Raw genomic sequence first — 25963 nt, forward strand, 5'->3', positions numbered from 1 at the left:
GGAGCGCCGGGGTCTCACCGTTACCGAACAAACGAGTTTCGGGACGGGCCCGTGACACCTCTAAACTGACCCCGTGACCGAGAACGCTCAGCAGCAGCAGCCGCCAGCCAACACCCCCGAACTGCCGACCCAGTACGCGCCGGCCGAGGTAGAGGGGAAGCTGTACGAGCGCTGGGTAGAGCGGGGTTACTTCGGCGCCGACGCGAAGAGCGACAAGCCGCCGTACACCATCGTCATCCCGCCGCCGAACGTCACCGGCTCACTCCACCTGGGCCACGCCTTCCAGCACACCCTCATGGACGCCCTCACGCGGCGTAAACGCATGCAGGGGTACGAGGCGCTGTGGCTGCCGGGCATGGACCACGCGGGTATCGCCACGCAGAACAAGGTCGAGCAGCAGCTCGCGGACGAAGGCAAGTCCCGCCATGACCTCGGGCGCGAGGAGTTCGTCTCGCGCGTCTGGCAGTGGAAGGAAGAGTACGGCGGCCGGATCCTCGGCCAGATGCGGCGGCTGGGCGACGGCGTCGACTGGTCCCGCGAGCGGTTCACCATGGACGAGGGGCTGTCCCACGCCGTCCAGACCATCTTCAAGAAGCTGTACGACGACGAGTTGATCTACCGCGCCGAGCGCATCATCAACTGGTGTCCCCGCTGCCTCACCGCCATCTCGGACATCGAGGTCGAGTACCAGGACGACGACGGCGAGCTCGTCTCCATCAAGTACGGGGAGGGCGAGGAGACTCTGGTCGTCGCCACCACCCGGGCCGAGACGATGCTCGGTGACACCGCCGTGGCCGTTCATCCCGAGGACGAGCGCTACCAGCACCTGATCGGGAAGCGGATCAAGCTGCCGCTCACCGACCGCACCATCCCCGTCGTCGCGGACACGCACGTCGACCCCGAGTTCGGCACCGGTGCCGTCAAGGTGACGCCCGCGCACGATCCGAACGACTTCGAGATCGGCCAGCGGCACGGCCTGGAGTCGCTGACGGTCATGGACGAGCGCGGCGTCATCACCGTCCACGGCCCGTTCCAGGGGCTCGACCGGTTCGAGGCCCGCTCCACGATCGTCGCCGCGCTGCGCGAGCAGGGCCGGATCGTCGCCGAGAAGCGTCCGTACGTCCACTCCGTCGGCCACTGCTCGCGCTGCAAGACCACCATCGAGCCGAGGCTGTCCCTCCAGTGGTGGGTCAAGGTCGGCCCGCTCGCACAGGCCGCCGGTGACGCCGTCCGTGACGGGCGGGTGGAGATCCACCCCAAGGAGATGTCGAAGCGCTACTTCGACTGGGTCGACAACATGCACGACTGGTGCATCTCGCGCCAGTTGTGGTGGGGCCACCGCATCCCGGTCTGGTACGGGCCGAACGGCGAGGTCGTCTGCGTCGGCCCCGACGAGCAGCCTCCGAGCGGCGATGGCTGGACGCAGGACACCGACGTCCTCGACACCTGGTTCTCCTCCGGCCTGTGGCCGTTCTCCACTCTCGGCTGGCCGGAGCGGACCCCGGATCTCGAGAAGTTCTATCCGACGGACGTCCTGCTCACCGGGCACGACATCATCTTCTTCTGGGTCGCCCGGATGATGATGTTCGGTCTGTACGCGATGGACGGCGAGGCTCCGTTCAAGACCATCGCGCTGACCGGTCTCGTCCGCGACGAGCACGGCAAGAAGATGTCCAAGTCGAACCCCAACTCGGTCGACCCGCTGGACTGGATGGACGCATACGGCTCCGACGCCGTCCGCTTCACGCTCGCCCGCGGCGCCAACCCGGGCGCGGACGTGCCGATCGGCGAGGACTGGGTCCAGGCGTCCCGGAACTTCGCCAACAAGATCTGGAACGCCACGCGCTTCGCGCTGATGAACGGTGCAACGGTCGAGGGCCCGCTCCCGGACCCGTCCGCGATGTCGGCGACGGACCGGTGGATCCTGTCCCGCCTCAACGAGACCGTCGCCGAAGTCGACGCGTTCTACGACGACTTCCAGTTCGCCAAGCTCTCCGACTCCCTCTACCACTTCGCGTGGGACGAGGTCTTCGACTGGTACGTCGAGCTGTCCAAGACGACGTTCAACGCGGGCGGCGTGGCGGCCGAGGCCAGCAAGCGGGTCCTGGGCGAGGTCCTGGACGTCACGCTGCGGCTGCTGCACCCGATCGTTCCGTTCGTCACGGAGACGCTGTGGACCACGCTCACGGGCGGCGAGTCCGTCGTGATCGCGGACTGGCCGGGCGACTCCGGGTTCCGTGATACTGCGGCCGAGCGGGAGATCGAGACGCTTCAGCAGGTCATCACGGAAGTTCGCCGCTTCCGTGCCGACCAGGGGCTCCAGCCCGGCCAGCGCGTCCCGGCCCGGCTCACGCTCGACGGGACCGCCCTGGCCCCGCACGAGGCGGCCATCCGCCAGCTGCTGCGCCTCCAGCCGGAGGGCGAGGGTTTCGCGGCCACGGCGACGCTGCCGGTCGCGGGTGCGCAGGTCGCGCTGGATCTCTCCGGCACGATCGATGTGGCCGCGGAGCGGAAGCGGCTCGCGAAGGATCTGGCTGCCGCCCAGAAGGAGCGTCAGCAGGCCGAGGCGAAGCTGGGCAACGAGGCGTTCCTCGCGAAGGCTCCCGAGCAGGTCGTGGACAAGATCCGTACGCGGCTTGCCAAGGCGGGCGAGGACATCGCGCGGATTCAGGCGCAGTTGGAGCGGTTGCCGCAGGGTTAGGCAGTGTTACGTGGCTGAAGGCGCCCGGAGCCGGCAGGCTCCGGGCGCCTTTTGCCGGCCCGGCGGCGGGCACCCGGGCCGGTGTCAGTCGGGCTCCGTAGACTGGCCTCGTGAGTGAGCTCCCCCCAGACCACAGCAGCGAGCCCGATCCCTTCGACGAGATCGTCGGTGCGGAGACCGAGCGTGATCCCGATCTCGCGGTGATCGAGGCCGGCAGCCGTACCCTGCGCGCGCAGGGCGGGCCGCCGGAGGCCGACATCCCCGCGCGGCCGGCCGATCCCGAGGTCGACAAGGCGTTGCGCGAGGTCGAGGCCGAGTTGGCCACGCGGTGGGGTGAGACGAAGCTGGAGCCGTCGGTCACGCGGATCGCCGCGTTGATGGACGTACTGGGGGAGCCGCAGCGCTCGTACCCCTCGATCCACATCACAGGGACGAACGGCAAGACGTCCACGGCCCGCATGATCGAGGCGCTGCTCGGCGCCTTCGAACTGCGTACCGGGCGGTACACCTCGCCGCACGTCCAGTCGATCACCGAGCGGATCAGCCTGGACGGCGCGCCGATGGACGCCGAGCGGTTCGTGGAGACGTACCGGGACATTCAGCCGTACGTCGAGATGGTGGACGGGCAGCAGGAGTTCCGGCTGTCCTTCTTCGAGGTGCTGACGGGGATGGCGTACGCGGCGTTCGCGGACGCGCCGGTCGATGTGGCCGTCGTCGAGGTGGGCATGGGCGGCAGCTGGGACGCCACGAACGTGATCGACGGTGATGTCGCCGTGGTGACCCCCATCGATCTGGACCACACGGACCGGCTGGGCACCACGCCCGGCGAGATCGCCGTGGAGAAGGCGGGCATCGTCAAGCAGGGCGCGACCGTGATTCTGGCGCAGCAGCCGGTCGACGCGGCGCAGGTGATGTTGAAGAAGGCCGTCGAGGTCGATGCGACGGTCGCCCGCGAGGGGCTGGAGTTCGGGGTCGTATCGCGTCAACTGGCTGTCGGCGGACAGATGTTGACGTTGCGTGGGCTCGGCGGGGAGTACGAAGAGGTGTTCCTGCCGGTGCACGGCGCGTACCAGGCGCACAACGCGGCCGTCGCGCTCGCCGCGGTGGAGGCGTTCTTCGGTGTGGGCGCGGCGCGGGCCGAGCGGCTCGATATCGACACGGTCCGCAAGGCGTTCGCGGCGGTTGCCGCGCCAGGGCGGATGGAGGTCGTGCGGCGGTCGCCGACCGTTGTCCTGGATGCCGCGCACAATCCGGCGGGTGCCCGTGCGACCGCCGAGGGCGTCAGCGAGGTGTTCGACTTCAGCCGGCTGATCGGAGTGGTCGGCATGAGCGGCGACAAGAACGTACGAGGTCTGCTGGAGGCCTTCGAGCCGATCTTCGCCGAGGTGGTGATCACGCAGAACTCCAGTCACCGGGCGATGGACGCGGATGCGCTGGCCGCGCTGGCCGTCGAGGTGTTCGGCGAGGAGCGGGTGCAGGTGGAGCCGCGGCTCGACGACGCCCTGGAGGCCGCGATCACGCTGGCCGAGGAGGAGGGTGAGTTCGCGGGCGGGGGCGTTCTCGTCACCGGTTCCGTCATCACCGTGGGCGAGGCCCGACTGCTCTTGGGGAGGGGCTGAGCTGTGCGTACGCTCTGTGCTTCGACGCTGATCGGTGAGGTCTTCGTCATCGGCTTCGCCGGCCTTGTCGCCATGAAGGATCCCGATCTGTCCATGACCACGGTCTGGACGGTGAGTGGCGTCGCGATGCTGCTGTGCGTGCTGCTGTGCGGGGTGGTGACGCGGCCGGGGGGCGTGCAACTGGGCTGGGCCCTGCAGATCGCGCTGATCGCGTCCGGGTTCGTCGTGCCGACGATGTTCCTCTTGGGGGCGATCTTTGCGGCGCTGTGGTGGGCCTCGGTTCATTACGGGCGGAAGGTTGACGAGGCGAAGGCGCGGTTTGCTGCGCAGGCTGAGCAGGAACACAAGACGGCGTAGTCGCCTGTGGCGGGCTTCTTCCCCAGCCCCGCCCCTTCCCGGCTGTATCAATTTGCGGCTCCGCCGCGTGAGGGGGCTGCGCCCCCAGGCCCCCCGCCAGGGGGTGGGGTGACAGGTCGTGTCGCGGCTGCGGGTTCGTCGTGGCTGGTCGCTCCCCCACTCTCGGCTGCTCCCCCAGTGCCTTAAAGGCCTAGGGGGACCCCCAGAGCGGGGGGACCCCCATCGCGGCGGAGCCGCAAATCGATAGCACCGCGCCCCTATCGGGGCCTGCGGCCCCTCAAGCGGGCGCGGTGGCGCACCGCCCTCAGATGCGCCCTGTAATCTCTGTGATCCGCACACATGTTGCCAAAGGAGTCCCCACGTGAGCCAGCGCACCCTCGTCCTTCTCAAGCCCGATGCGGTTCGTCGTGGCCTGACCGGCGAGATCATCAGCCGTATCGAGCGCAAGGCCGGCTGGCAGATCACCGCGCTGGAGTTGCGGAACCTGGATCAGGAGACCCTGGAACTCCACTACGGCGAGCACAAGGGCAAGCCCTTCTACGAGCCGCTGGTCGCCTTTATGGCCTCCGGTCCCGTGGTCGCTCTCGTCGTCGAGGGGGAGCGGGTCATCGAGGGGGTACGCGCGCTCGCGGGGCCGACGGATCCCATCGCGGCGGCGCCCGGTTCCATCCGCGGAGACTTCGGCGTGATCGTCCGCGAGAACCTGATCCACGCCTCGGACTCCGAGGAGTCCGCCGAACGTGAACTGAAGATCTTCTTCCCCGGCCTGACCTGATCGGACTGACCCGCTCAGCCGGACCTGCTCAGCCGGACCTGATCACCGCCCCACTGCGTTCCCCCGCGACACGGCGGCCACCCACCCGGCGTACGTGAAGATTTTCTGACGCTGCGTCAATCCAGAGCCGTATCTGACCAGGCCCTGCCGCAAAAAAGCGGCCAGGGCCTGGCATATGCGTGCCGATCGGGGGAACGCATGGCTCCATTGGCTCGTCTCCACAAGCGAGGCGGCACATCATCTGCTGACAATGGCGAAGACCCTCGCGCGGTGTTCGGTGCAGGCGAGACTACGATGGAAGCCTTCACGTCACAGCGCTCACCCTCGCCGACCTAACAAGCCATCAAAAGCTCCACTTGGGAAGGCCAGACGAATCCTGATGGGGAACTCAATGTCGTTCATCGGCCGTGACATGGCTGTCGACCTCGGGACCGCCAACACGCTGGTGTACGTCAGGGGTCGAGGGATCGTACTCAACGAGCCGTCCGTCGTCGCGATCAACACCAACACCGGTGGCATCCTCGCGGTCGGTTCCGAAGCGAAGAAGATGATCGGCCGGACTCCCGGCAACATCGTCGCCGTGCGTCCGCTGAAGGACGGTGTCATCGCCGACTTCGAGATCACCGAGCGGATGCTCCGCTACTTCATTCTGAAGATCCACAAGCGGAGGTATCTCGCCCGTCCTCGGGTTGTCGTCTGTGTCCCCTCCGGGATCACGGGCGTCGAGCGGCGCGCCGTCATCGAGGCTTCCTCGCAGGCCGGTGCGCGCCAGGTGCACATCATCGAGGAGCCGATGGCCGCGGCCATCGGCTCCGGACTGCCGGTCCACGAGGCCACGGGCAACATGGTGGTGGACATCGGCGGCGGCACCACCGAGGTCGCGGTCATCTCGCTCGGCGGAATCGTCACGGCGCAGTCCATCCGCGTCGCGGGCGACGAGTTGGACAACGCGATCATCCAGCACATCAAGAAGGAGTACAGCCTCCTCCTCGGTGAGCGAACGGCCGAGCAGATCAAGATCACGATCGGCTCGGCCTATGACCTCGACGATGACCAGCACACCGAAATCCGCGGCCGGGACCTCGTCTCCGGTCTGCCGAAGACCGTCGTCATCTCCGCCGCCGAAGTGCGGAAGGCCATCGAGGAGCCGGTCAACGCGATCGTCGACGCGGTCAAGACGACCCTCGACAAGTGTCCTCCGGAGCTCTCCGGCGATGTCATGGACCGCGGGATCGTCCTCACCGGTGGCGGCGCGCTGCTGCGTGGGCTCGACGAGCGGCTGCGGCGCGAGACCGGTATGCCGATCCATATCGCCGAGGATCCGCTGGACAGCGTGGCGCTCGGTTCCGGCAAATGCGTAGAGGAGTTCGAGGCGCTCCAGCAGGTGCTGGACGCTCAGCCCCGCAGATGACGTAACTCTTCGATTCCGCCGTACGAGACGATCTCTTCTCGTGCGGCGGAGCGTTGATATAGAGACATGAGCTCCCCCATAGCGCCCCGGCCGAGGGGAGCCCCACACGAATCCGACGAGGAAGGCACGGCCGCCGCACGTGAGGGACACACGAGAGAGCCGGCTGCTCCTGGTGCTGCTGATCGCCATCGCGTTCGCTTTGATCACGGTGGACATCCGCGGCGGCGAGGACTCACCCGTCGACGGGGCCCGCTCGGCCGCCGCCACGGTCTTCGGCCCGATCGAGAACGGGGTGTCCTCCGCGGTCGACCCCGTCGGCAACGCGATCGCAGCGGTCCGCGACTCCGGCGACCGGCACGACCGTATCGCCCAACTGGAGCGGGACAACGCCGCGTTGAAGGCGGAGCTGGGCAGCGACGACCGTAACCGCAGCCGGCTCAAGCAGCTCGACAAGATCCTGAAGACGGCGGGCGCCGGACAGTACGGCATCAAGGGCGCCGAAGTCATCGCGATAGGAGCGGCCCAGGGCTTCTCCTGGACCGTCACCATCGACGTCGGCGCGAACGACGGCATCCAGCGCGACATGACCGTCCTGAACGGGGACGGCCTCGTCGGGCGGGTGACGACTGTCGGGCCCAACACCGCCACCGTGCTCCTCGCCAGCGACCCGGACTTCACGGTCGGTACGCGCATGGAGTCCACCGACGAACTCGGCTTCGCCTCCGGCCAGGGCGACCGGCCGCTGCGCGTGGAGATGCTCAACGGCAAGGCCAAGATCAAGAAGGGGGATCGCCTGGTCACCTTCGGCTCCCAGGCCGACAAGCCGTTCGTGCCCGGCGTCCCCGTCGGTGTCGTCTCCCGCGTCGACCCCTCCGGCGGCGATCTGACCCGCACCATCTACGTCGAGCCGTACGTCGGCTTCAGCAAGCTCGACGTCGTCGGCGTAGTCACCAAGGCCCCGCCCAGGGACCCGCGCGACCAGGTGCTGCCGCCCAAACCCAAGCCGACCCCCAGGCCGACGGTGACCGTGACAGTCACCCCCTCGGCTGGAGCGTCCGCCGACGGCCTGCCCCAACAGCAGCAAGAGCAGTAGGAGCTGAACCCGCATGCGCTTCAACCGAATGCTGCTCTCCGCCACCCTGGTGATCGTCGCCCTGGTGATCCAGGTGACCATCCTCGCTCGCCTCCAACTACCGGGCGCCGTACCGGACTTGCTGCTGCTCACCGTGCTCGGCCTCGCCCTGGTGTACGGCCACGTCGGCGGCGCCCTCGTCGGCTTCGGCGCCGGCCTGCTCGCCGACCTCGCGCCACCCGCCGATCATGCCGCCGGGCGCTACGCGCTCGTGCTGTGCCTCATCGGCTACCTCGCGGGGCTCGCCAAGCCCGACAAGGGCCAGGTCAGATCCGCGACCGGTCCGATGGTCGTGGTCGTCGCCTCGGCGATCGGGTCCACGCTCCTGTACGCGGGAGTCGGGGCCCTCGTCGGTGACACCGCCGCGCGTCATGTGGGCCTGGGCAGCCTGCTGTTCACGTCCGCGCTGTACGACCTGCTGCTCGCGCCCTTCGTGGTCCCCGGGATCATGGCGCTGGCCCGGCGCGCCGACAACGATCCGATCGCTGAGGCCACCGCCTCCACCAAGACCGACGTCTCCACGGGCTGGCTGTCCTCCGGCACGGGCGGGGGCCTCGGCGGTCAGCGCGGCGGCCTGCGCCTGGGCGGTCAGCGCACCGGCCTGCGCATGAAGTCCACGAAGTCGCGCATCGCCCGCGCGGGACGCATCAAGGGGGTCAAGCGGCTGTGAGAGCGGCGCAGCAGGAGCCCGTGACGGCAAGCCGGTCGCCGCTCACAGGTCGGCCGTGTACTCGTATGACCCTGACCCGTACGCGCTCTGAGAGGGGGAGGCCGCAGCCGTGACCAACATTCCCGAAACCGGCCGGACCCCACGGGTCCAGATCCGGCTCATCATCATCCAGGTCCTCGTCTTCTCCCTCCTCGCCACCCTCGGCGGACGCCTCTGGTACCTCCAGATCCGCGAAGGCGACGCCTACGCCAAGGAAGCGTCCGGCAACCACGTCCAACAGGTCGTCAGCCCCGCCGTGCGCGGCTCGATCCTCGACGCACGCGGTGTGCCGATCGCCGACAACGAGACACGGCTCGTGGTCTCCGCCTCGCGTACCGATCTGCTGAAGATGAAGGACGACGGCGAGGCGGTACTCACCAAACTCGCCGACGTGCTGGGCCTGAAGCCCAAGGACGTCATGGACAAGGTGCGGCTGTGCGACTCCGAGACGCCGCAGCCGTGCTGGAACGGCTCGCCCTACCAGCCGATCCCCATCACCGACGAGGCCACGCCCAAGCAGGCCCTCCAGATCCGCGAACGCTCCGAGGACTTCCCCGGTATCACCGCCGAACCCCAGGCCGTACGCCGCTACGCGAGCCCCGGCGACGCCAACACCGCGCAGGTCCTCGGCTATCTCTCGCCCGTCACGGACGAGGAGATCACCAAGGCCGAGCACACCAACTCCCCGTACCTGCGCTCCGACATGGTCGGCCGCTCAGGGCTTGAGCGCCAGTACGACCAGCAGTTGCGCGGCAAGGCCGGCGTCACCCGCTACGAGGTCGACAACCTCGGCCGCGTCATGGGCGAGGCCAAGAGCGACCCGGCCGAGCCCGGCGCGAACCTCGTCACCAGCATCGACGCCCGGGTCCAGCGCGTCGCCGAGTACGAGCTGCAAAAGGCGATGAAGGAAGCCCGCAAGGAGTTCGACGACAACACCGGCGAGAACTACAAGGCGGACTCCGGCGCCGTCGTCGTGATGGAGTCCAAGACGGGCCGCATCGTCTCCATGGCCTCCAACCCGACGTACGACCCGAACGCCTGGGTCGGTGGCATCTCCGGCAAGGACTACGCCAGGCTCACCGGCAAGAAGTCCAACTACCCACTGCTGAACCGGGCGATCCAGGGCCAGTCCGCCCCCGGCTCCGTCTTCAAGGTCATCCCGACGGCCGCCGCGGTCAACGCCGGCTACTCCTTCGACGGCCCGTACCAGTGCTCCAGCTCGTACAACATCGGCAGCCAGGTCTTCAAGAACTTCGAGTCCAAGGGATACGGCCCGATCTCGCTGGGCCGCGCGCTCGAGGTCTCCTGCGACACCGTCTTCTACCGGCTCTCCCACGAGGAATGGAAGCGGGACGGCGGCAACAAGCCGAAGAAGAACGCCAACGACTGGTTCTACAAGACGGCCCACCAGTTCGGCCTCGCCAAGGAGACCGGCATCGACCTGCCGAACGAGGTCACCGGGCGTATCCCCGACCGCCAGTGGAAGCAGGACTACTGGAAGGCCAACAAGGACTCCTGGTGCAAGACCGGCAAGAAGAACGGCGACTACGCCGAGCGCATCGCGTACGAGAACTGCCTCGAAGGCAACAGGCTGCGCGCCGGTGACTCCGTCAACTACTCCATCGGCCAGGGCGACACCCTCGTCACCCCGATCCAGATGGCCACCATCTACTCGGCGATCTCCAACGGCGGCACCATGTACGACCCGACCGTCGGCAAGGCGATCGTCAGCGCCGACGGCAAGAGCGTCCAGGAGATCGCCCCGAAGCCGCACGGCAAGCTGCCGATGTCGAAGCAGACGCTCGGCGAGATAGACGAAGCCCTCGAGGGAGTCGCCACCCGCGGTACGGCCGCCTGGCGTTTCGCCGATGCCGGCTGGCCGCAGGACAAGATCCCGATGCACGCCAAGACGGGTACCGCCGAGGTCTACGGCAAGCAGACCACCTCGTGGTTCACCACGTACACCGACGAATACACGGTCGTCATGACCATCTCCCAGGGTGGTACGGGCTCCGGCGCCTCCGGCCCCGCCGTGCGCAACATCTACGACGCGCTGTACGGCGTCTCCGACGACGGCAAGATCGACAAGAAGAAGGCCCTGCTGCCCGAGCCGCAGAAGAGCCTGCCGAAGATCCAGCCGGACGGTTCGATCGACGCCCCGAAGATCAAGAAGTACGTGCCGCAGGAGGAAGCGACCCCAGAGAGCCAGCAGCCGGCGACCGGTGACGACCCGGCCGCCACCGTGCCCTCCCCGAACACCGGCAACAACCGCGACACCCGACGGCGCACCGATCGCTCCAAGAAGAGGCGGAGGACCACCGAATGACCGGCGCGAGCGGCTTCTCCGTCTCCGGCTACGGGCCCGAACGCTCCGTCTGGGCCCGGCTGTTCGCCCGCGACTCGCTGGCGCGCCGGCTCGACTGGCCGATACTGCTCTCGGCCATCACCCTCTCCCTGATCGGCGCGGCCCTCGTCTACTCGGCGACCCGCAACCGCACCGAGCTCAACCAGGGCGACCCGTACTACTTCCTGGTCCGGCACCTGCTCAACACGGGCATCGGCTTCGCCCTGATGATCGGCACGGTCTGGCTCGGCCATCGCACACTGCGTACGGCCGTGCCGATCCTGTACGGCCTCTCGGTGTTCCTGATCCTGCTGGTGCTGACCCCGCTCGGCGCCACGATCAACGGCTCGCACGCGTGGATCAAGCTGCCCGGCGGATTCTCGCTCCAGCCCTCCGAGTTCGTGAAGATCACGATCATCCTCGGTATGGCGATGCTGCTGGCTGCACGGGTCGACGCCGGCGACAAGCCCTACCCCGACCACCGCACGGTCCTGCAAGCCCTGGGCCTGGCCACCGTCCCGATACTGATCGTCCTGCTCATGCCCGACCTCGGCTCGGTCATGGTCATGGTGATCATCGTGCTCGGCGTACTGCTCGCCTCCGGCGCCTCCAACCGCTGGGTGCTCGGCCTCATCGGCACGGGTGCCGCCGGCGCGATCGCGGTCTGGCAGCTCGGGATCCTCGACGAGTACCAGATCAACCGCTTCGCCGCCTTCGCCAACCCCGAGCTCGACCCGGCCGGCGTCGGCTACAACACCAACCAGGCCCGCATCGCGATCGGTTCGGGCGGACTGTTCGGCACCGGGCTCGGCAACGGCTCGCAGACCACCGGCCAGTTCGTCCCCGAACAGCAGACGGACTTCGTCTTCACGGTCGCGGGCGAGGAGTTGGGCTTCCTCGGCGCGGGGCTGATCCTCCTGCTGCTGGGCATCGTCCTGTGGCGCGCCTGCCGCATCGCCCGCGAGACGACCGAGCTGTACGGCACGATCGTCGCCGCCGGGATCATCGCCTGGTTCGCGTTCCAGTCCTTCGAGAACGTGGGCATGACGCTGGGGATCATGCCGGTGGCCGGGCTGCCGCTGCCCTTCGTGTCGTACGGAGGGTCGTCGATGTTCGCGGTGTGGGTGGCTGTGGGGTTGTTGCAGTCGATCAGAGTGCAGCGGCCGATGTCCGCGTAGGCGGGGATCGCGTCGGCAGGGACGTCGCCGGGGAATCGCGAAGTAGCGTCCAGAAGAACGTTAAATGCGTCTCAGATGGCGAGCGGGTGGCTTTTGGGGTCTGCCCCTGATGCGAAATCGTGACTAGATTCAGTTCATGGCGGACACAAAGCGGGAGATCGAGCGCAAGTATGAAGCCGGTGAGAGCGCGGGGCTTCCCGATCTGACCGGCGTGAGCGGCGTCGAGGGCGTCATCGACAAGGGTCTCGCTGAGCTCGACGCGACCTACTACGACACGGCCGACCAGCGGCTCGCCGCGGCCTCCATCACGCTGCGCCGCCGTACCGGAGGCGATGACGCGGGCTGGCATCTGAAGCTGCCGGTCTCCGACGGCGTACGCGACGAGATCCGCGCCCCGCTGTCCGACGCCCTGCCCCGGGCCCTGACAGGACTCGTCCGCTCCCGGGTACGTGACGCCGAACTGCTCCCCGTCGTAAGGCTCCAGTCCGCGCGTGACGTCCGCCACCTCGTCGACGCCTCCGGCGGACTGCTCGCCGAGGTCAGCGTCGACCGCGTACGCGCCGAGCGGCTCAGCGGCGGCGACGGCAGCACCGACTGGACCGAGATCGAGGTGGAACTGGCCGACGACGGCGACCCCGCCTTCCTCGACAAGGTCGAGAAGAAGCTCCGCAAAGCCGGGATCAGCCGTTCCAAGTCCGCCTCCAAACTGGCCAGGGCACTGGCGGAGACCGGGGAACCGGGGGAGACCGGGAAGACCGGGCCGGCCAAGCAGCCCAAGCAGACCGGTCGCAAGAAGCCCAAGGTCGTCGTGACCGTGGAGCCCGAGCCGCCCACCGCGGGCGACCACGTCCTCGCGTACGTACGCGCCCAACGCGACGCGATCGTCGAACTCGACCCGGCCGTACGGCGCGACGTATACGACTCCGTGCACCGGATGCGCGTCGCCACCCGCCGACTGCGCAGCAGCTTCCGCTCGTACGGCAAGGTCCTGGACCGGGCCGTCACCGACCCGATCGGCGACGAACTCAAGTGGCTGGCCGGGGAGTTGGGCGTCGACCGCGACCAGGAGGTGCTCACCGAGCGGCTGACCGCGGCCCTCGACGAGCTGCCGCGCACTCTGGTCACCGGCCCCGTCCGCACCCGCCTGCGCACCTGGACGCACGCCCGCCGCGGCGGATCGCGCCGCCGACTGATCGCGGTCCTCGACGGAAAGCGGTACCTCGACCTGCTCGCCACCCTCGACTCCCTGGTCGCCGAACCGCCGCTCCTCAAGGCCGCCGCGGGCACGCCCGACAAGGTGATCGGCAAGGCCGTCCGCGGCGACTTCGCGAAGCTCTCCGCCCTGGTCGTCCAGGCCATCGACACACCGCCCGGCACGGACCGCGACCTCGCCATCCACGAAGCCCGCAAGAAGGCCAAGCGCACCCGGTACGCGGCGGAGGCCGCCACCAAGGCGCTCGGCGAACCCGCCGCCGACCTGGTCAAGTCGATGAAGTCCCTCCAGGGCCTCCTCGGCGACCACCAGGACAGCGTCATGACCCGCCTCGCCCTGCGCGACCTCGCCACCCAGGCCCACGCGGCGGGAGAGAACTCCTTCACGTACGGGGTGCTGTACGGCAGGGAGGAGCAGCGGGCGTCGGACGTCGAGCGGGCGCTGCCGGGGGCCTGGGCGACGATCTTCGCGGCGGCCGGGGGGCCAGGGGGCCTCTGATGGATCTCCGCGGCGTCGCGACGCCCGGCACGCACGCTCGCCGCACGGCGCGAAGGGACAGGTGGCTCCGCCACATGACCCTTCACACCGCACACCGATCGCACGCACCGAACGCCGCTCCTTCTTCCACGGAGATCCATCAGAGGCCCCCCTGGGGACGCGTTAGTCTTGAGGGTCACCCCTGTCAGCTCACGAAGGTCCCCACCACGATGTCTGTCGAGTCGGTCTTCCCACAGCTCGAGGCCCTGCTGCCGCATGTGCAGAAGCCGATCCAGTACGTAGGCGGTGAGCTCAACTCCACCGTCAAGGACTGGGGCAGCTGCGACGTCCGCTGGGCGCTCATGTACCCCGACGCGTACGAGGTCGGGCTGCCCAATCAGGGCGTGCAGATCCTCTACGAGGTCCTCAACGAGCGCGAGGGCGTGCTCGCCGAGCGCACGTACAGCGTGTGGCCGGACCTCGAGGAGCTGATGCGGGAGCACGGCGTCCCGCAGTTCACGGTCGACAGCCACCGCCCGGTTCGCGCCTTCGACGTGCTCGGGCTCAGCTTCTCCACGGAGCTCGGCTACACCAACATGCTGACGGCTCTGGACCTCGCCGGGATCCCCCTGGAGTCCAAGGACCGGACGGTGGACGACCCGATCGTCCTGGCCGGTGGCCACGCCGCCTTCAACCCCGAGCCGATCGCCGACTTCCTCGACGCGGCGATCATCGGCGACGGCGAGCAGGCCGTGCTCGACATGACGGAGATCATCCGCGCCTGGAAGGCGGAGGGACGGCCGGGCGGCCGCGAGGAGGTCCTGTTCCGCCTCGCGAAGACCGGCAGTATCTACATCCCGGCGTTCTACGACGTGGAGTACCTGCCGGACGGCCGTATCGGACGCGTCGTACCCAACAAGTCCGGTGTCCCGTGGCGGGTGTCCAAGCACACGGTCATGGACCTGGACGAGTGGCCGTACCCGAAGCAGCCCCTCGTCCCGCTCGCGGAGACGGTCCATGAGCGCATGTCGGTGGAGATCTTCCGCGGCTGCACGCGCGGCTGCCGCTTCTGCCAGGCCGGCATGATCACGCGCCCGGTGCGCGAGCGCTCGATCACGGGCATCGGCGAGATGGTGGACCGAGGTCTGAAGGCGACTGGCTTCGAGGAGGTTGGCCTCCTGTCGTTGTCGTCGGCGGACCACAGCGAGATCGGCGACATCGCGAAGGGCCTGGCGGACCGGTACGAGGAGGACAAGGTCGGCCTCTCGCTGCCCTCCACCCGGGTCGACGCCTTCAACATCGACCTGGCCAACGAACTCACTCGTAACGGCCGCAGGTCGGGCCTGACCTTCGCGCCCGAAGGCGGTTCGGAACGCATTCGCAAGGTCATCAACAAGATGGTCTCGGAAGAGGACCTGATCAGGACGGTCTCGACGGCGTACGGCAACGGCTGGCGCCAGGTGAAGCTGTACTTCATGTGCGGCCTGCCGACGGAGACCGACGACGACGTCCTGCAGATCGCCGACATGGCGACCCGCGTGATCCAGAAGGGCCGCGAGGTCTCGGGCCAGAACGACATCCGCTGCACGGTGTCGATCGGCGGCTTCGTCCCCAAGCCCCACACCCCGTTCCAGTGGGCCCCGCAACTGTCGGCCGAGGAGACGGACGCCCGTCTCACGAAGCTGCGCGACAAGATCCGCGGCGACAAGAAGTACGGCCGCTCCATCGGCTTCCGCTACCACGACGGCAAGCCGGGCATCGTCGAGGGCCTGCTCTCGCGCGGCGACCGCCGCATCGGCGCCGTCATCCGCGCCGTCTACGAGGACGGCGGCCGTTTCGACGGCTGGCGCGAGCACTTCTCGTACGACCGCTGGATGCAGTGCGCCGACAAAACGCTGCCCGCGTACGGCGTGGACGTCGACTGGTACACCACCCGCGAGCGTACGTACGAGGAGGTCCTCCCCTGGGACCACCTCGACTCCGGCCTCGACAAGGACTGGCTCTGGGAGGACTGGCAGGACGCCCTCGACGAGACGGAGGTCGAGGACTGCCGGTGGACGCCTTGCTTCGACTGCGGGGTGTGCCCCGCCATGGACACGACAATTCAAGTCGGGCCTACGGGGAAGAAGCTGCTGCCGCTGACGGTGGTCAAGTAGGGCGAAGCAGGACGAGGCGAGGGCCCGGCCGCCGGCGGAAAAGCCGTGGCCGGGCCCTCGTGCGTCGCGGCACAATGAGGCGATGCCGCAGCTCATCAGTCCTGATGCCCATTTCCGTACGTCGTTCCTGGCGGCGGTTCAGGAGAACCTCGCCGAGGGCGAGTACTTCGGTGACACCCTCAAGCGGGAGCTCGCCGTGTACGGCGACAGCTGGCACGAGCCGGACGGATTCGCGCGCTACGTCGCCGCGATCCGCGAGGAGGAGCTGGAGGACGGGCGTCGGCCCGACGGGTTCGTGCCCGGCAGCTGGTACTGGTACGTGGACGGCGAGACCTATCTCGGCCGGATCCAGGTACGCCACCGTCTGACGCCCCACCTTCGCGACTACGGCGGTCACATCGGCTACGGCGTACGGCCCACCGCGCGTCGGAAGGGTTACGCCACCGCCATGCTGCGCGACGTTCTGCCGTACGCGCGTGCCCTCGGGCTCGACCGGGTGCTCGTCACCTGTGACACCACCAACCTCGGCTCCCGCAAGGTTATCGAGGCCAATGGTGGAGAGTTCGAGGACGAGCGGAGCGGAAAGCTGAGGTTCTGGATCCATACAGGGCGCTGACGCGTCTCCGTCGGCATGGACCTGGAGAAGCCGCCGCCCGCAGCGCCTGAGACGCGGCCGCGCGAGACGAAGCAGCAGGACCCGGCGCCCGAGGGGTGCCTCGCGGTCGCGATCCGTATACCCGTGCGGATCGTGGTGTTCGTGCTGGTCGTGCCGGTGCGGATGGTGTGGGACGCGCTGGTGGTCGGCGGGCGTTTCCTCAGGGACACGGTGTTCCGGCCGCTGGGGCGGGCGGTCATGTGGGTGCTCGCGCCTGTCGGGCGGTCGGTTGTGTGGCTGGTCGAGGGAGTTGTGCTCGTCCTCGGGTGGCTGGCCAAGCTGGTGTTTGTATGGCCTTGGGTGGGGCTGTGGCGGTATGTGGTCGTGCCCGTCGGGCGGGGGCTGGGGTGGCTCGGGCATGTGCTGTTCGTCGTGCCGGGCGTGTGGTTGTACGCGCGGGTGCTGACGCCTCTCGGGCACGGGATCATGGCGGCGCTGCGGGGGATCGGGACCGGGTGTGCCTGGTTGTGGCGGATGCTGGTGGCCGTGCCGGCGGGCTGGCTGTACGCGTGGGTGCTCGCGCCGAGCGGGCGGGGAATCGCCTGGGTGGCGCGGGGGGTCGCGGCCGGAGTGGCGTGGCTGGCGCTGACGCTGTGGGCGGGGATCGCCTGGGTCGGCCTGGGGGTGTGGGCCGGGGTGACATGGGTCTGTCGAGGGGCGTGGGCCGGGATCGCCTGGATGTGCCGCGGGGTGTGGGCGGGCGTGACGTGGGTCTGTCGTGGGGTCTGGGCCGGTGTCGTGTGGGGCGCTCGTGGTGTGTGGGCCGTTGTGGCGTGGATCGGTGGGAGTCTCTGGGCCGGTGTGACCTGGGTCGGGCGTGGGGTCTGGGTAGGGGTCACCTGGGTCGCGGGGGTGGTCGGGACCTTGCTGCGGTGGGTCTTCGTCGTGCCCGCCGTCGCGCTGTGGCGCTGGGTGTTCGTGCCGGTCGGGCGGGCGATCGCCGTCGTCGCGCGCGAGATCGGCACGGCGATCGGGCACGCGTGGCGGGTCGCCGGGTATGTGTCGCTCGCCGTCGGGCGGTTCCTCGGGCGGCTCTTCCGGTGGATCTTCGTGGAGCCGGTGCGGTGGGCGTACAAGAGCGTGCTCACGCCCGTCGGACACCTCGTACGGGACGCGATCTGGCGGCCGGCCGCCGAGGCCGCGCGCAGTGTGGGGCGCGCTGCCCGGCAGGCCCTGACCAGCGCTCGCGAGAGTGCGCGGCAGACCCGGGCCGACATCCGGCGGATGCTCTTCGGGACGCCGCCGGAACCCGAGCCGGTGTCCTTGGCCAAGGGACTCCGGGAACCCACGGTGCCCGCTGCGCGTACTCTGGGTGGTAGGTCCGGACACGACGACCTGTCCCCGCCGACACGGGGATGATCCGGACCGGGGGACGCCGGAAGGCGCCATCCGCCACCGTTCCCGCCCACGCGGGACGACGAGGTCCACCGCACGTCCACGAGGCGATGCAGTACGTACCGCCTCACAGCGAGGAGAAGAACCACTGGGCAAGCGACAGCCCGAAGGCCCGCCGCCCGCACCCGCGGTGCAGCGCATCCGACTGCGCTACACCAAGCGCGGCCGCCTCCGGTTCACCAGCCACCGTGACTTCCAGCGCGCCTTCGAGCGTGCGCTGCGCCGCGCCGAGGTGCCGATGGCGTACTCGGCGGGGTTCACTCCGCACCCGAAGGTGTCGTACGCCAATGCCGCACCCACCGGCACGGGCAGCGAGGCCGAGTACCTGGAGATCGCGCTCACCGAAGCGCGCGATCCCGAGAAGCTGCGTGTGCTCCTCGACGAGTCGATGCCCGCCGGGCTCGACATCGTCGACGCGGTCGAGGCCCGTACGTCGGGTCTCGCCGACCGGCTCACGGCCTCCGTCTGGGAGCTGCGCCTCGTCGGCGTGGCACTCGCGGACGCCGAGCGTGCGGTCGACGCCTTCAAGGAGGCCGAGACCGTCGAGGTCCAGCGCAAGATGAAGAACGGCATGCGCACCTTCGACGCCCGCGCCGCGGTCGCGAGCCTGGAGGCGCACAGTGCCCGTTCCGAGACGGACAGTTCACAGCCCGATAGGCCGACCGACCAGCCCTGTGCGATACTGCGGCTGGTTGTTCGGCACGTGACGCCTGCCGTACGACCCGACGACGTCCTGTCCGGTCTCCGAGCTGTGGCCGACCTGGCGCCGCCGGTCCCCGCAGCGGTGACCAGGCTGGCGCAGGGGCTTTTCGATGAAGAGACCGGCACGGTGACCGACCCGCTCGCGCCCGACCGCGAGGCAGTGGCAGCCGCCCCACTCATGGCCGCAGCCACCGCCGCCGCGAAGGCGCCGGCGTAAGGAAGGTCCCGCGTAAGGACGGACGTCGTAGCGCCGCCCTCGTACTCGGGAGCCACCTGGGTCGGGCAGCGCACCGACCACAAGACTTTCGCCAGGCCGTACGCAACACGGCGTACGGAACCGGCGAGACAGAACACAGAGAGCTCCCGTGCGGCGCCCGCGCCCCGGACGGCGGCACCGCGCATCGCGCGAGCCGCGGACGTCACCGGTACAGCCGGACCAGGTGCGGCGCCCGGGAGCCTGACGGGAGATCCACCCGCATGCTCGAGCCGAACGAACCCGCTGAGGGTTCCGAGAACAACACCCCCAGCGACACCTTGCCGCCACGTCGGCGCCGCCGCGCCGCGTCCCGTCCCGCGGGGCCGCCCGCGGCGACGTCCGAGTCCGCGACCGTGGCCGAGACCACGGCACCGGCCGTACCGCCGGTGAGCTCCGCCGATCTCGCGGCGGAGGAGCCGGAGGAGATCGCGGCGACCTCTGAGACGGTCGTTGCGCAGGAGACGGTGGTGGCGCCAGAGGCGGTCGCCGCCGACGAGCCGGCAGCCGGGGCTGCCGCTGCTGTCGCTCCGGCTGCGGAGGAGTCCGCACCGACCGAGACCACTGCGCCCGCTGAGGCCGCTGCCGTCGCTCCGGCCGTGGAGGAGCCCGCCGGGCGTACGCGCCGTCGTGCGACACGTCGTGTCTCCGCGCCGGCCGGCGCGCCCGAGGCCGCCGAGGCGACGGAGCTCGTGGTGACCGCGTCCGCTGCCGCGTCGGGTGACGACATCGCGGCGCTCAAGGCGAGCGCTGCTGCAACCGAGGAGCCCGCGGCCGAGACCGCCGCCTCCGCGGCTGCCGAAGCGGAACCTGTCGTCGGTGAGGCCGCGCCTGCAGGGCGTACGCGTCGGCGCGCCACGCGTCGTGCCTCCGCGCCCGAGACCGACGCAGCGGCCGGTAGTGGGGCCCCCGCGCCCGCCGCCGAGACCGTACAGACCACCACCGAGCCCGCCGCCGTAGTCGAGCCGGAGCAGACCACCGAGACCGAGGACATCGCCCCGCGCCGTACGCGCCGTCGTGCCACACGTCGCGCCGTCGCGCCCGCCGGTGCGCCCGAGGCCGCCGAGGCGGAGCCCGCCGCCGAGGCCGCTGTCCGTGACGAGCGCAGGGAGGCCCCTGTGGCCGCTGCCGAGACCGACCAGACCAACGCCGCCGAGCCGGAGGCCCCAGCGGAGGACGCCGCCCCGCGTCGTACGCGGCGTCGTGCGACCCGTAAGACCGCCGCCGCGGGCTTCGCCGAGCCCGCAGCACCCAGGGCCGCCGAGGAGCCGCAGGCCGAGGAGGAAGAGACCACGCAGCGGCCCGCGCGGCCCGCTGTCGCCGTCTTCCAGGCGCCCGTGTTCACCGAGCCGATGTTCCAGACGCCGGAGCGCGCGGCAGCCGCCGCCGCTGCCGAGGCCGAGGAAGAGGAAGAGGACGTCACCGAGACGGCGGCCCCGGAACCGGTCGAGCCCGTCGAGTCCGTCTCCGTCGAGGAGGAGACCGGTCCGCGTCGGCGCCGCCGCCGCCGGGCCGCGGCTGAGGAGCCCGCCGAGACCCCCGAGGCCGAGGAGTCCGCCGAAGAAGAGGGCGACGAGACCGAGGAGGCCGAGGAGACCGGCTCGCGTCGTCGGCGCCGTCGCGGTGGCCGCAGGCGTCGCCGGGGCGAGAACGCCGAGACCGACGGCGAGGCCTCGGAGAACGAGGAGACCGCCGCCGGGCAGGACGCCCAGGACGCCGAGGACACCGACGAGCAGGCCGACGAAGACGCTCAGGAGCAGCGCGAGGAGTCCGGCGGCTCCGCCAGCAGCCGTCGCCGCCGGCGCCGTCGGCGCCGTGCCGGTGACGCGCCCGTCGAGGTCGAGCCGGGCGACGGCGACCCGGAGCGTACGGTCGTCAAGGTCCGCGAGCCCCGCAAGAAGGACGAGCCCGGTACCGGCGTGGACGAGGTGCAGTCCATCAAGGGCTCGACCCGTCTGGAGGCCAAGAAGCAGCGCCGCCGCGAAGGCCGCGAGCAGGGCCGCCGTCGGGTGCCGATCATCACCGAGGCCGAGTTCCTGGCCCGCCGCGAGGCCGTCGAGCGCGTGATGGTGGTCCGGCAGAACGGCGACCGTACGCAGATCGGTGTACTCGAGGACAACGTGCTCGTGGAGCACTACGTCAACAAGGAGCAGTCGACCTCGTACGTCGGCAACGTCTACCTCGGCAAGGTCCAGAACGTACTGCCGTCGATGGAGGCCGCCTTCATCGACATCGGCAAGGGACGCAACGCCGTCCTGTACGCGGGCGAGGTCAACTTCGAGGCGCTGGGCATGGCCAACGGCCCGCGGCGTATCGAGACCGCCCTCAAGTCCGGCCAGTCGGTCCTCGTGCAGGTCACGAAGGACCCGATCGGGCACAAGGGCGCGCGTCTGACCAGCCAGGTCTCACTGCCGGGCCGCTACCTCGTGTACGTCCCCGAAGGCTCCATGACGGGGATCAGCCGCAAGCTCCCGGACACCGAGCGGGCCCGCCTGAAGACCATCCTCAAGAAGATCGTCCCCGAGGACGCGGGCGTCATCGTGCGCACCGCCGCCGAGGGCGCGAGCGAGGACGAACTGCGCCGTGACGTCGAGCGGCTCCAGGCGCAGTGGGAGGACATCCAGAAGAAGGCGAAGAGCGGCAACGCCCCGAGCCTGCTGTACGGCGAGCCGGACATGACCGTCCGTGTCGTCCGCGACATCTTCAACGAGGACTTCACCAAGGTCATCGTCAGCGGCGACGAGGCGTGGGAGACCATCCACGGATACGTCGCCCATGTCGCCCCCGACCTGGCCGACCGGCTGTCCCGCTGGACGTCCGAGGTCGACGTCTTCGCGTCGTACCGCATCGACGAGCAGCTCGCGAAGGCGCTGGACCGCAAGGTCTGGCTGCCGAGTGGCGGCTCGCTGGTGATCGACAAGACCGAAGCGATGATCGTGGTCGACGTCAACACCGGTAAGTTCACCGGTCAGGGCGGCAACCTCGAAGAGACCGTGACCAGGAACAACCTGGAGGCGGCCGAGGAGATCGTGCGCCAGCTGCGGCTGCGCGACCTCGGCGGCATCGTCGTCATCGACTTCATCGACATGGTCCTGGAGTCCAACCGGGACCTGGTGCTGCGGCGCCTCCTGGAGTGCCTGGGACGCGACCGTACGAAGCACCAGGTCGCCGAGGTGACCTCGCTGGGCCTCGTCCAGATGACGCGCAAGCGCGTGGGCCAGGGTCTGCTCGAGTCGTTCTCCGAGACCTGCGTCCACTGCAACGGCCGTGGCGTCATCGTGCACATGGAGCAGCCGACCGCCGTCGGTGGCGGCGGCAAGCGCAAGAAGCGTGCGCGGGCCGGTGCCGAGACGGTGCCCGAGCAGGTCCCCGCCGCGATCGCCGAAGCCGTGGAGACCGTCGAGGAGGAGGCCGAGACCGAGGCGGAGGTCGCCGCCGAGGTCGCCGCGCCCGTCGCGCTGGCCGAGCCCGCCTTCGTACCGGACGAGGATCTGTACAGCAGCGCTGCCGAGGCGGAGGCCGCGGCCACCCGGGGCGGCCGTTCGCGGCGGCGGGCCAGCCGGCGTGCGTCGGCACCGGCGGGTGCGCCGCGCTCCGACTCCCGTAGGCCCGAGCGCAGGGCCGAGGCCGAGGTCCCGACGGCACAGACCGTGACCGCCGAGGACGAGGCCGAGCGTCCCGTACAGCCGGAGCCGGCCGCCGTCGCTCAGGCGGAGCCCATGGCCGCCGAGGACCCGGTGGTCGAGGCCCCGGCCGCCGAGGAGGCCGCACCCAAGGGACGTACGCGTCGTCGGGCGACCCGCAAGGTCTCCGCGCCGGCCGGTTCGCCGAAGGCGGCGGAGGAGGTCGTGGTGACGGTCACCGAGCCGGTCGCGGCACCCGCCGCCGAGCCGCAGCCCGAACCCGCCGCCGAGCAGCGGCCCGAGCCGGTTGCCGAGAGCGCGGCCCCGGCGCGCCCGCGCCGCCGTGCGGTCCGGATGGCCACCGCGCCCACCGCCCCGGAGGAGACGGCCGTCGTGGTCGTCCCGTCGGCCCCGGCGGAGGAGCCGGCCGAGGCCCCGGCCCCGGAAGCCGAGTACACCGAGGACGCCGTCGCGGCTCCGGCCAAGAAGGCGGCCCGTAAGACGGCCAAGAAGGCGACGGCGAAGAAGGCCGCCGTGAAGAAGACGGTGGCCAAGAAGGCGACCGCCAAGAAGGCCACGGTCAAGAAGGCGACCGCGAAGAAGGCCGCGACGAAGAAGACAGCTGCGGCGGAGCAGACGCCGTCGTCGTCCACCGTCACGGCCGCCACCGACGAGGACTGAACCGCCTCGACCGACACCCCGACGCCCTCTGACCGGCAGACAACTCGCCGGTCAGAGGGCTTCGGTGTACCCGAAGCCGGTCAGCCGACAACGTTCCGTGCGGACGGCCCGGCCCCGCCCCGGGGCCCGGTTTGACCCCACTGGTCAGGGCCCCGTAACCTTGACCCTCGGTGTGTCCACAGATGCGCCGCATTCCCGTAAACCTCTTCCTCCCGGTGGCTTGCGCCCCGGGAGAGGCCGTCTGCTTCTGTCGGCGGCTGGACTGCGGGGATTCCGAATCGAGCGAGAGAGAGATCCGCGTGTACGCCATCGTGCGCAGCGGTGGTCGCCAGCACAAGGTTGCTGTCGGCGACATCGTTGAGGTTGACAAGATTTCCACTGCCCAGGTCGGCGACACGGTCGAGCTCTCGACTCTGCTCGTTGTCGACGGTGACGCCGTCACCAGCGACCCGTGGGTGCTCGCCGGCATCAAGGTCCAGGCCGAGATCGTGGATCACCACAAGGGCGCGAAGATCGACATCCTTCGCTACAAGAACAAGACCGGCTACCGCCGTCGTCAGGGCCACCGCCAGCAGTACACGGCGATCAAGGTCACTGAGATCCCCGCGGCTGCGAAGTAAGGGACTGAGGAGAGATGGCACACAAGAAGGGCGCATCGTCCACCCGGAACGGTCGCGACTCCAACGCTCAGCGGCTCGGCGTGAAGCGCTTCGGCGGTCAGGTCGTCAACGCCGGTGAGATCCTGGTCCGCCAGCGCGGCACCCACTTCCACCCCGGCAGCGGCGTCGGCCGCGGCAAGGACGACACGCTGTTCGCCCTTGACGCCGGTGCGGTCGAGTTCGGTACGCGCCGCGGCCGCAAGGTCGTGAACATCGTTCCGGTCGCCTGACCGGATCTTTCGCGAGGCGGACCTCACTTCCCGTACGGGAAGCGGGTCCGCCTTTCGCGTGTTTCACCTGAGCAGAGATTTCCGTACGCAACTGGAGGCACATCCCATGACCACCTTCGTGGACCGCGTCGAGCTGCACGTCGCCGCGGGTAGCGGAGGCCACGGCTGTGCCTCCGTCCATCGTGAGAAGTTCAAGCCGCTGGGCGGCCCGGACGGCGGCAACGGCGGCCGTGGCGGTGACGTGATCCTGGTCGTCGACCAGTCCGTCACGACGCTCCTCGACTATCACCACTCCCCGCACCGCAAGGCCACCAACGGCAAGCCCGGTGAGGGCGGCAACCGTTCCGGCAAGGACGGTCAGGACCTGATCCTGCCGGTGCCGAACGGCACGGTCGTGCAGGACAAGGCGGGCAACGTGCTCGCGGACATGGTCGGGCACGGCACGGCCTACGTGGCCGCACAGGGCGGGCGCGGCGGTCTCGGGAACGCGGCGCTGGCCTCGGCCCGGCGCAAGGCGCCCGGGTTCGCGCTGCTGGGTGTGCCCGGTGACATGCAGGACATCGTCCTGGAGCTGAAGACGGTCGCGGACGTGGCGCTCGTCGGCTACCCGAGTGCGGGCAAGTCGTCCCTGATCGCGGCCATGTCCGCCGCGCGGCCGAAGATCGCGGACTACCCGTTCACGACGCTCGTCCCCAACCTGGGGGTGGTGACGGCGGGCGACACGGTCTACACGATCGCGGACGTGCCCGGCCTGATTCCCGGGGCGAGCCAGGGCAAGGGGCTGGGCCTCGAGTTCCTGCGCCATGTCGAGCGGTGCTCGGTCCTGGTCCACGTACTCGACACCGCCACGCTCGAATCGGACCGAGACCCGGTCTCCGACCTCGACCTGATCGAGGCGGAGCTGAAGCAGTACGGCGGCCTCGGCGACCGCCCGCGCATCGTCCTCCTCAACAAGATCGACGTCCCCGACGGCAAGGATCTGGCGGAGATGGTCCGCCCGGATCTTCAGGCGCGGGGCTACCGGGTCTTCGAGGCGTCGGCGGTCGCGCACATCGGTCTCAAGGAGCTGTCGTACGCCCTTGCCGACCTGGTGGCGAAGGCCCGTGCGGCCAAGCCGCAGGAGGAGGCGACCCGGATCGTCATCCGTCCGAAGGCGGTGGACGACGCGGGCTTCACGGTCGTACGCGAGGAGGACGGGCTGTTCCGCGTACGCGGCGAGAAGCCCGAACGCTGGGTCCGCCAGACCGACTTCAGCAACGACGAGGCCGTCGGCTACCTCGCCGACCGCCTCAACCGTCTCGGCGTCGAGGACGAGCTGATGAAGGCGGGCGCCCGCACGGGCGACGGCGTTGCCATCGGCTCCGAGGAGAACGCCGTCGTCTTCGACTGGGAGCCCACGGTCATGGCCGGCGCGGAGATGCTCGGCCGCCGGGGCGAGGACCACCGCTTCGAGGCTCCGCGGCCTGCGGTTACGCGTCGCCGCGAGAAGCAGGCGGAGCGGGACGAGGCGGAGCGGGAGTACGACGACTTCGAACCGTTCTAGGGTGCGGGTCGGTGGGCGGGGGTTTCTTTCCCCAGCCCCGCCCCTTCCCGTAACTGGGGGCTGCGCCCCCAGGCCCCCCGCCAGGGGGTGGGGGTGACACGTTGTGTCGCGGCTGCGGGCCCGTCGTGGCTGGTCGCGCAGTTCCCCGCG

At 69.7% G+C, this 25963-nt stretch carries 18 protein-coding genes; all 18 read left to right on the forward strand.

All coding sequences use genetic code 11. The features are described from left to right. Positions 1-73: 73 nt before the first annotated feature. The 18 genes from OP79_RS40870 (at position 74) to obgE (ending at position 25813) form a co-directional block, all read left to right on the forward strand. On the forward strand, positions 74-2701 hold the full coding sequence (locus OP79_RS40870) for a valine--tRNA ligase (RefSeq protein ID WP_033328045.1): 2628 nt from the start codon (positions 74-76) through the stop codon (positions 2699-2701). A gap of 110 nt (positions 2702-2811) precedes the next feature. Further along, a complete protein-coding gene (gene folC, locus OP79_RS40875; RefSeq protein ID WP_033328047.1) occupies positions 2812-4320 on the forward strand; it encodes a bifunctional tetrahydrofolate synthase/dihydrofolate synthase in 1509 nt (502 codons plus the stop codon). A gap of 3 nt (positions 4321-4323) precedes the next feature. Beyond that, entirely contained in the window at positions 4324-4677 is a 354-nt protein-coding gene (locus OP79_RS40880) for a DUF4233 domain-containing protein (RefSeq protein WP_033328049.1), read from the forward strand. Between the two features lie 361 nt (positions 4678-5038). Continuing rightward, on the forward strand, positions 5039-5452 hold the full coding sequence (gene ndk, locus OP79_RS40885; protein ID WP_033328051.1) for a nucleoside-diphosphate kinase: 414 nt from the start codon (positions 5039-5041) through the stop codon (positions 5450-5452). A gap of 391 nt (positions 5453-5843) precedes the next feature. Beyond that, positions 5844-6863 carry a rod shape-determining protein gene (locus tag OP79_RS40890; RefSeq protein WP_033328053.1) on the forward strand — a complete coding sequence of 340 codons (1020 nt, stop codon included), beginning with the start codon at positions 5844-5846 and terminating at the stop codon, positions 6861-6863. A gap of 139 nt (positions 6864-7002) precedes the next feature. Beyond that, positions 7003-7956 (forward strand): rod shape-determining protein MreC, encoded by a 954-nt coding sequence (gene mreC / locus OP79_RS40895; protein ID WP_033328055.1) that lies wholly within the window; start codon positions 7003-7005, stop codon positions 7954-7956. A 13-nt stretch (positions 7957-7969) separates the two neighbouring features. Beyond that, a complete protein-coding gene (gene mreD, locus OP79_RS40900) occupies positions 7970-8665 on the forward strand; it encodes a rod shape-determining protein MreD (protein WP_033328057.1) in 696 nt (231 codons plus the stop codon). A gap of 109 nt (positions 8666-8774) precedes the next feature. After that, on the forward strand, positions 8775-11030 hold the full coding sequence (mrdA, locus tag OP79_RS40905; RefSeq protein WP_033328058.1) for a penicillin-binding protein 2: 2256 nt from the start codon (positions 8775-8777) through the stop codon (positions 11028-11030). Further along, positions 11027-12226, forward strand: a complete 1200-nt coding sequence (gene rodA / locus OP79_RS40910) for a rod shape-determining protein RodA (RefSeq protein WP_033328059.1) — start codon at positions 11027-11029, stop codon at positions 12224-12226. The genes mrdA and rodA overlap by 4 nt, the downstream gene beginning before the upstream one ends. Before the next feature lie 136 nt (positions 12227-12362). Further along, on the forward strand, positions 12363-13937 hold the full coding sequence (locus tag OP79_RS40915) for a CYTH and CHAD domain-containing protein (RefSeq protein ID WP_033328060.1): 1575 nt from the start codon (positions 12363-12365) through the stop codon (positions 13935-13937). 209 nt (positions 13938-14146) lie between these two features. After that, the gene (locus tag OP79_RS40920) at positions 14147-16072 is read left to right on the forward strand and encodes a TIGR03960 family B12-binding radical SAM protein (protein ID WP_033328061.1); all 1926 of its coding nucleotides are present in this window, start codon (positions 14147-14149) and stop codon (positions 16070-16072) included. Positions 16073-16154: 82 nt separating this feature from the next. Beyond that, the gene (locus tag OP79_RS40925; RefSeq protein ID WP_033328063.1) at positions 16155-16688 is read left to right on the forward strand and encodes a GNAT family N-acetyltransferase; all 534 of its coding nucleotides are present in this window, start codon (positions 16155-16157) and stop codon (positions 16686-16688) included. Between the two features lie 15 nt (positions 16689-16703). Beyond that, positions 16704-18086 carry a phage tail tape measure protein gene (locus tag OP79_RS40930; protein ID WP_051745403.1) on the forward strand — a complete coding sequence of 461 codons (1383 nt, stop codon included), beginning with the start codon at positions 16704-16706 and terminating at the stop codon, positions 18084-18086. A gap of 166 nt (positions 18087-18252) precedes the next feature. Next, positions 18253-19041: a TIGR03936 family radical SAM-associated protein gene (locus OP79_RS40935; RefSeq protein WP_033328065.1), complete on the forward strand. Its 789-nt coding sequence runs from the start codon at positions 18253-18255 to the stop codon at positions 19039-19041. 260 nt (positions 19042-19301) lie between these two features. Next, positions 19302-23381: an Rne/Rng family ribonuclease gene (locus OP79_RS40940; protein ID WP_033328067.1), complete on the forward strand. Its 4080-nt coding sequence runs from the start codon at positions 19302-19304 to the stop codon at positions 23379-23381. Between the two features lie 299 nt (positions 23382-23680). Next, positions 23681-24001: a 50S ribosomal protein L21 gene (gene rplU / locus OP79_RS40945; RefSeq protein ID WP_033328069.1), complete on the forward strand. Its 321-nt coding sequence runs from the start codon at positions 23681-23683 to the stop codon at positions 23999-24001. Between the two features lie 14 nt (positions 24002-24015). Beyond that, positions 24016-24270, forward strand: a complete 255-nt coding sequence (rpmA, locus tag OP79_RS40950) for a 50S ribosomal protein L27 (protein WP_033328070.1) — start codon at positions 24016-24018, stop codon at positions 24268-24270. A gap of 106 nt (positions 24271-24376) precedes the next feature. Further along, positions 24377-25813 (forward strand): GTPase ObgE, encoded by a 1437-nt coding sequence (gene obgE, locus OP79_RS40955; RefSeq protein ID WP_033328072.1) that lies wholly within the window; start codon positions 24377-24379, stop codon positions 25811-25813. The last annotated feature ends 150 nt before the right edge of the window (positions 25814-25963 follow it).

The organism is Streptomyces yerevanensis, from assembly GCF_000716805.1.
GTDB lineage: Bacteria > Actinomycetota > Actinomycetes > Streptomycetales > Streptomycetaceae > Streptomyces > Streptomyces flaveus.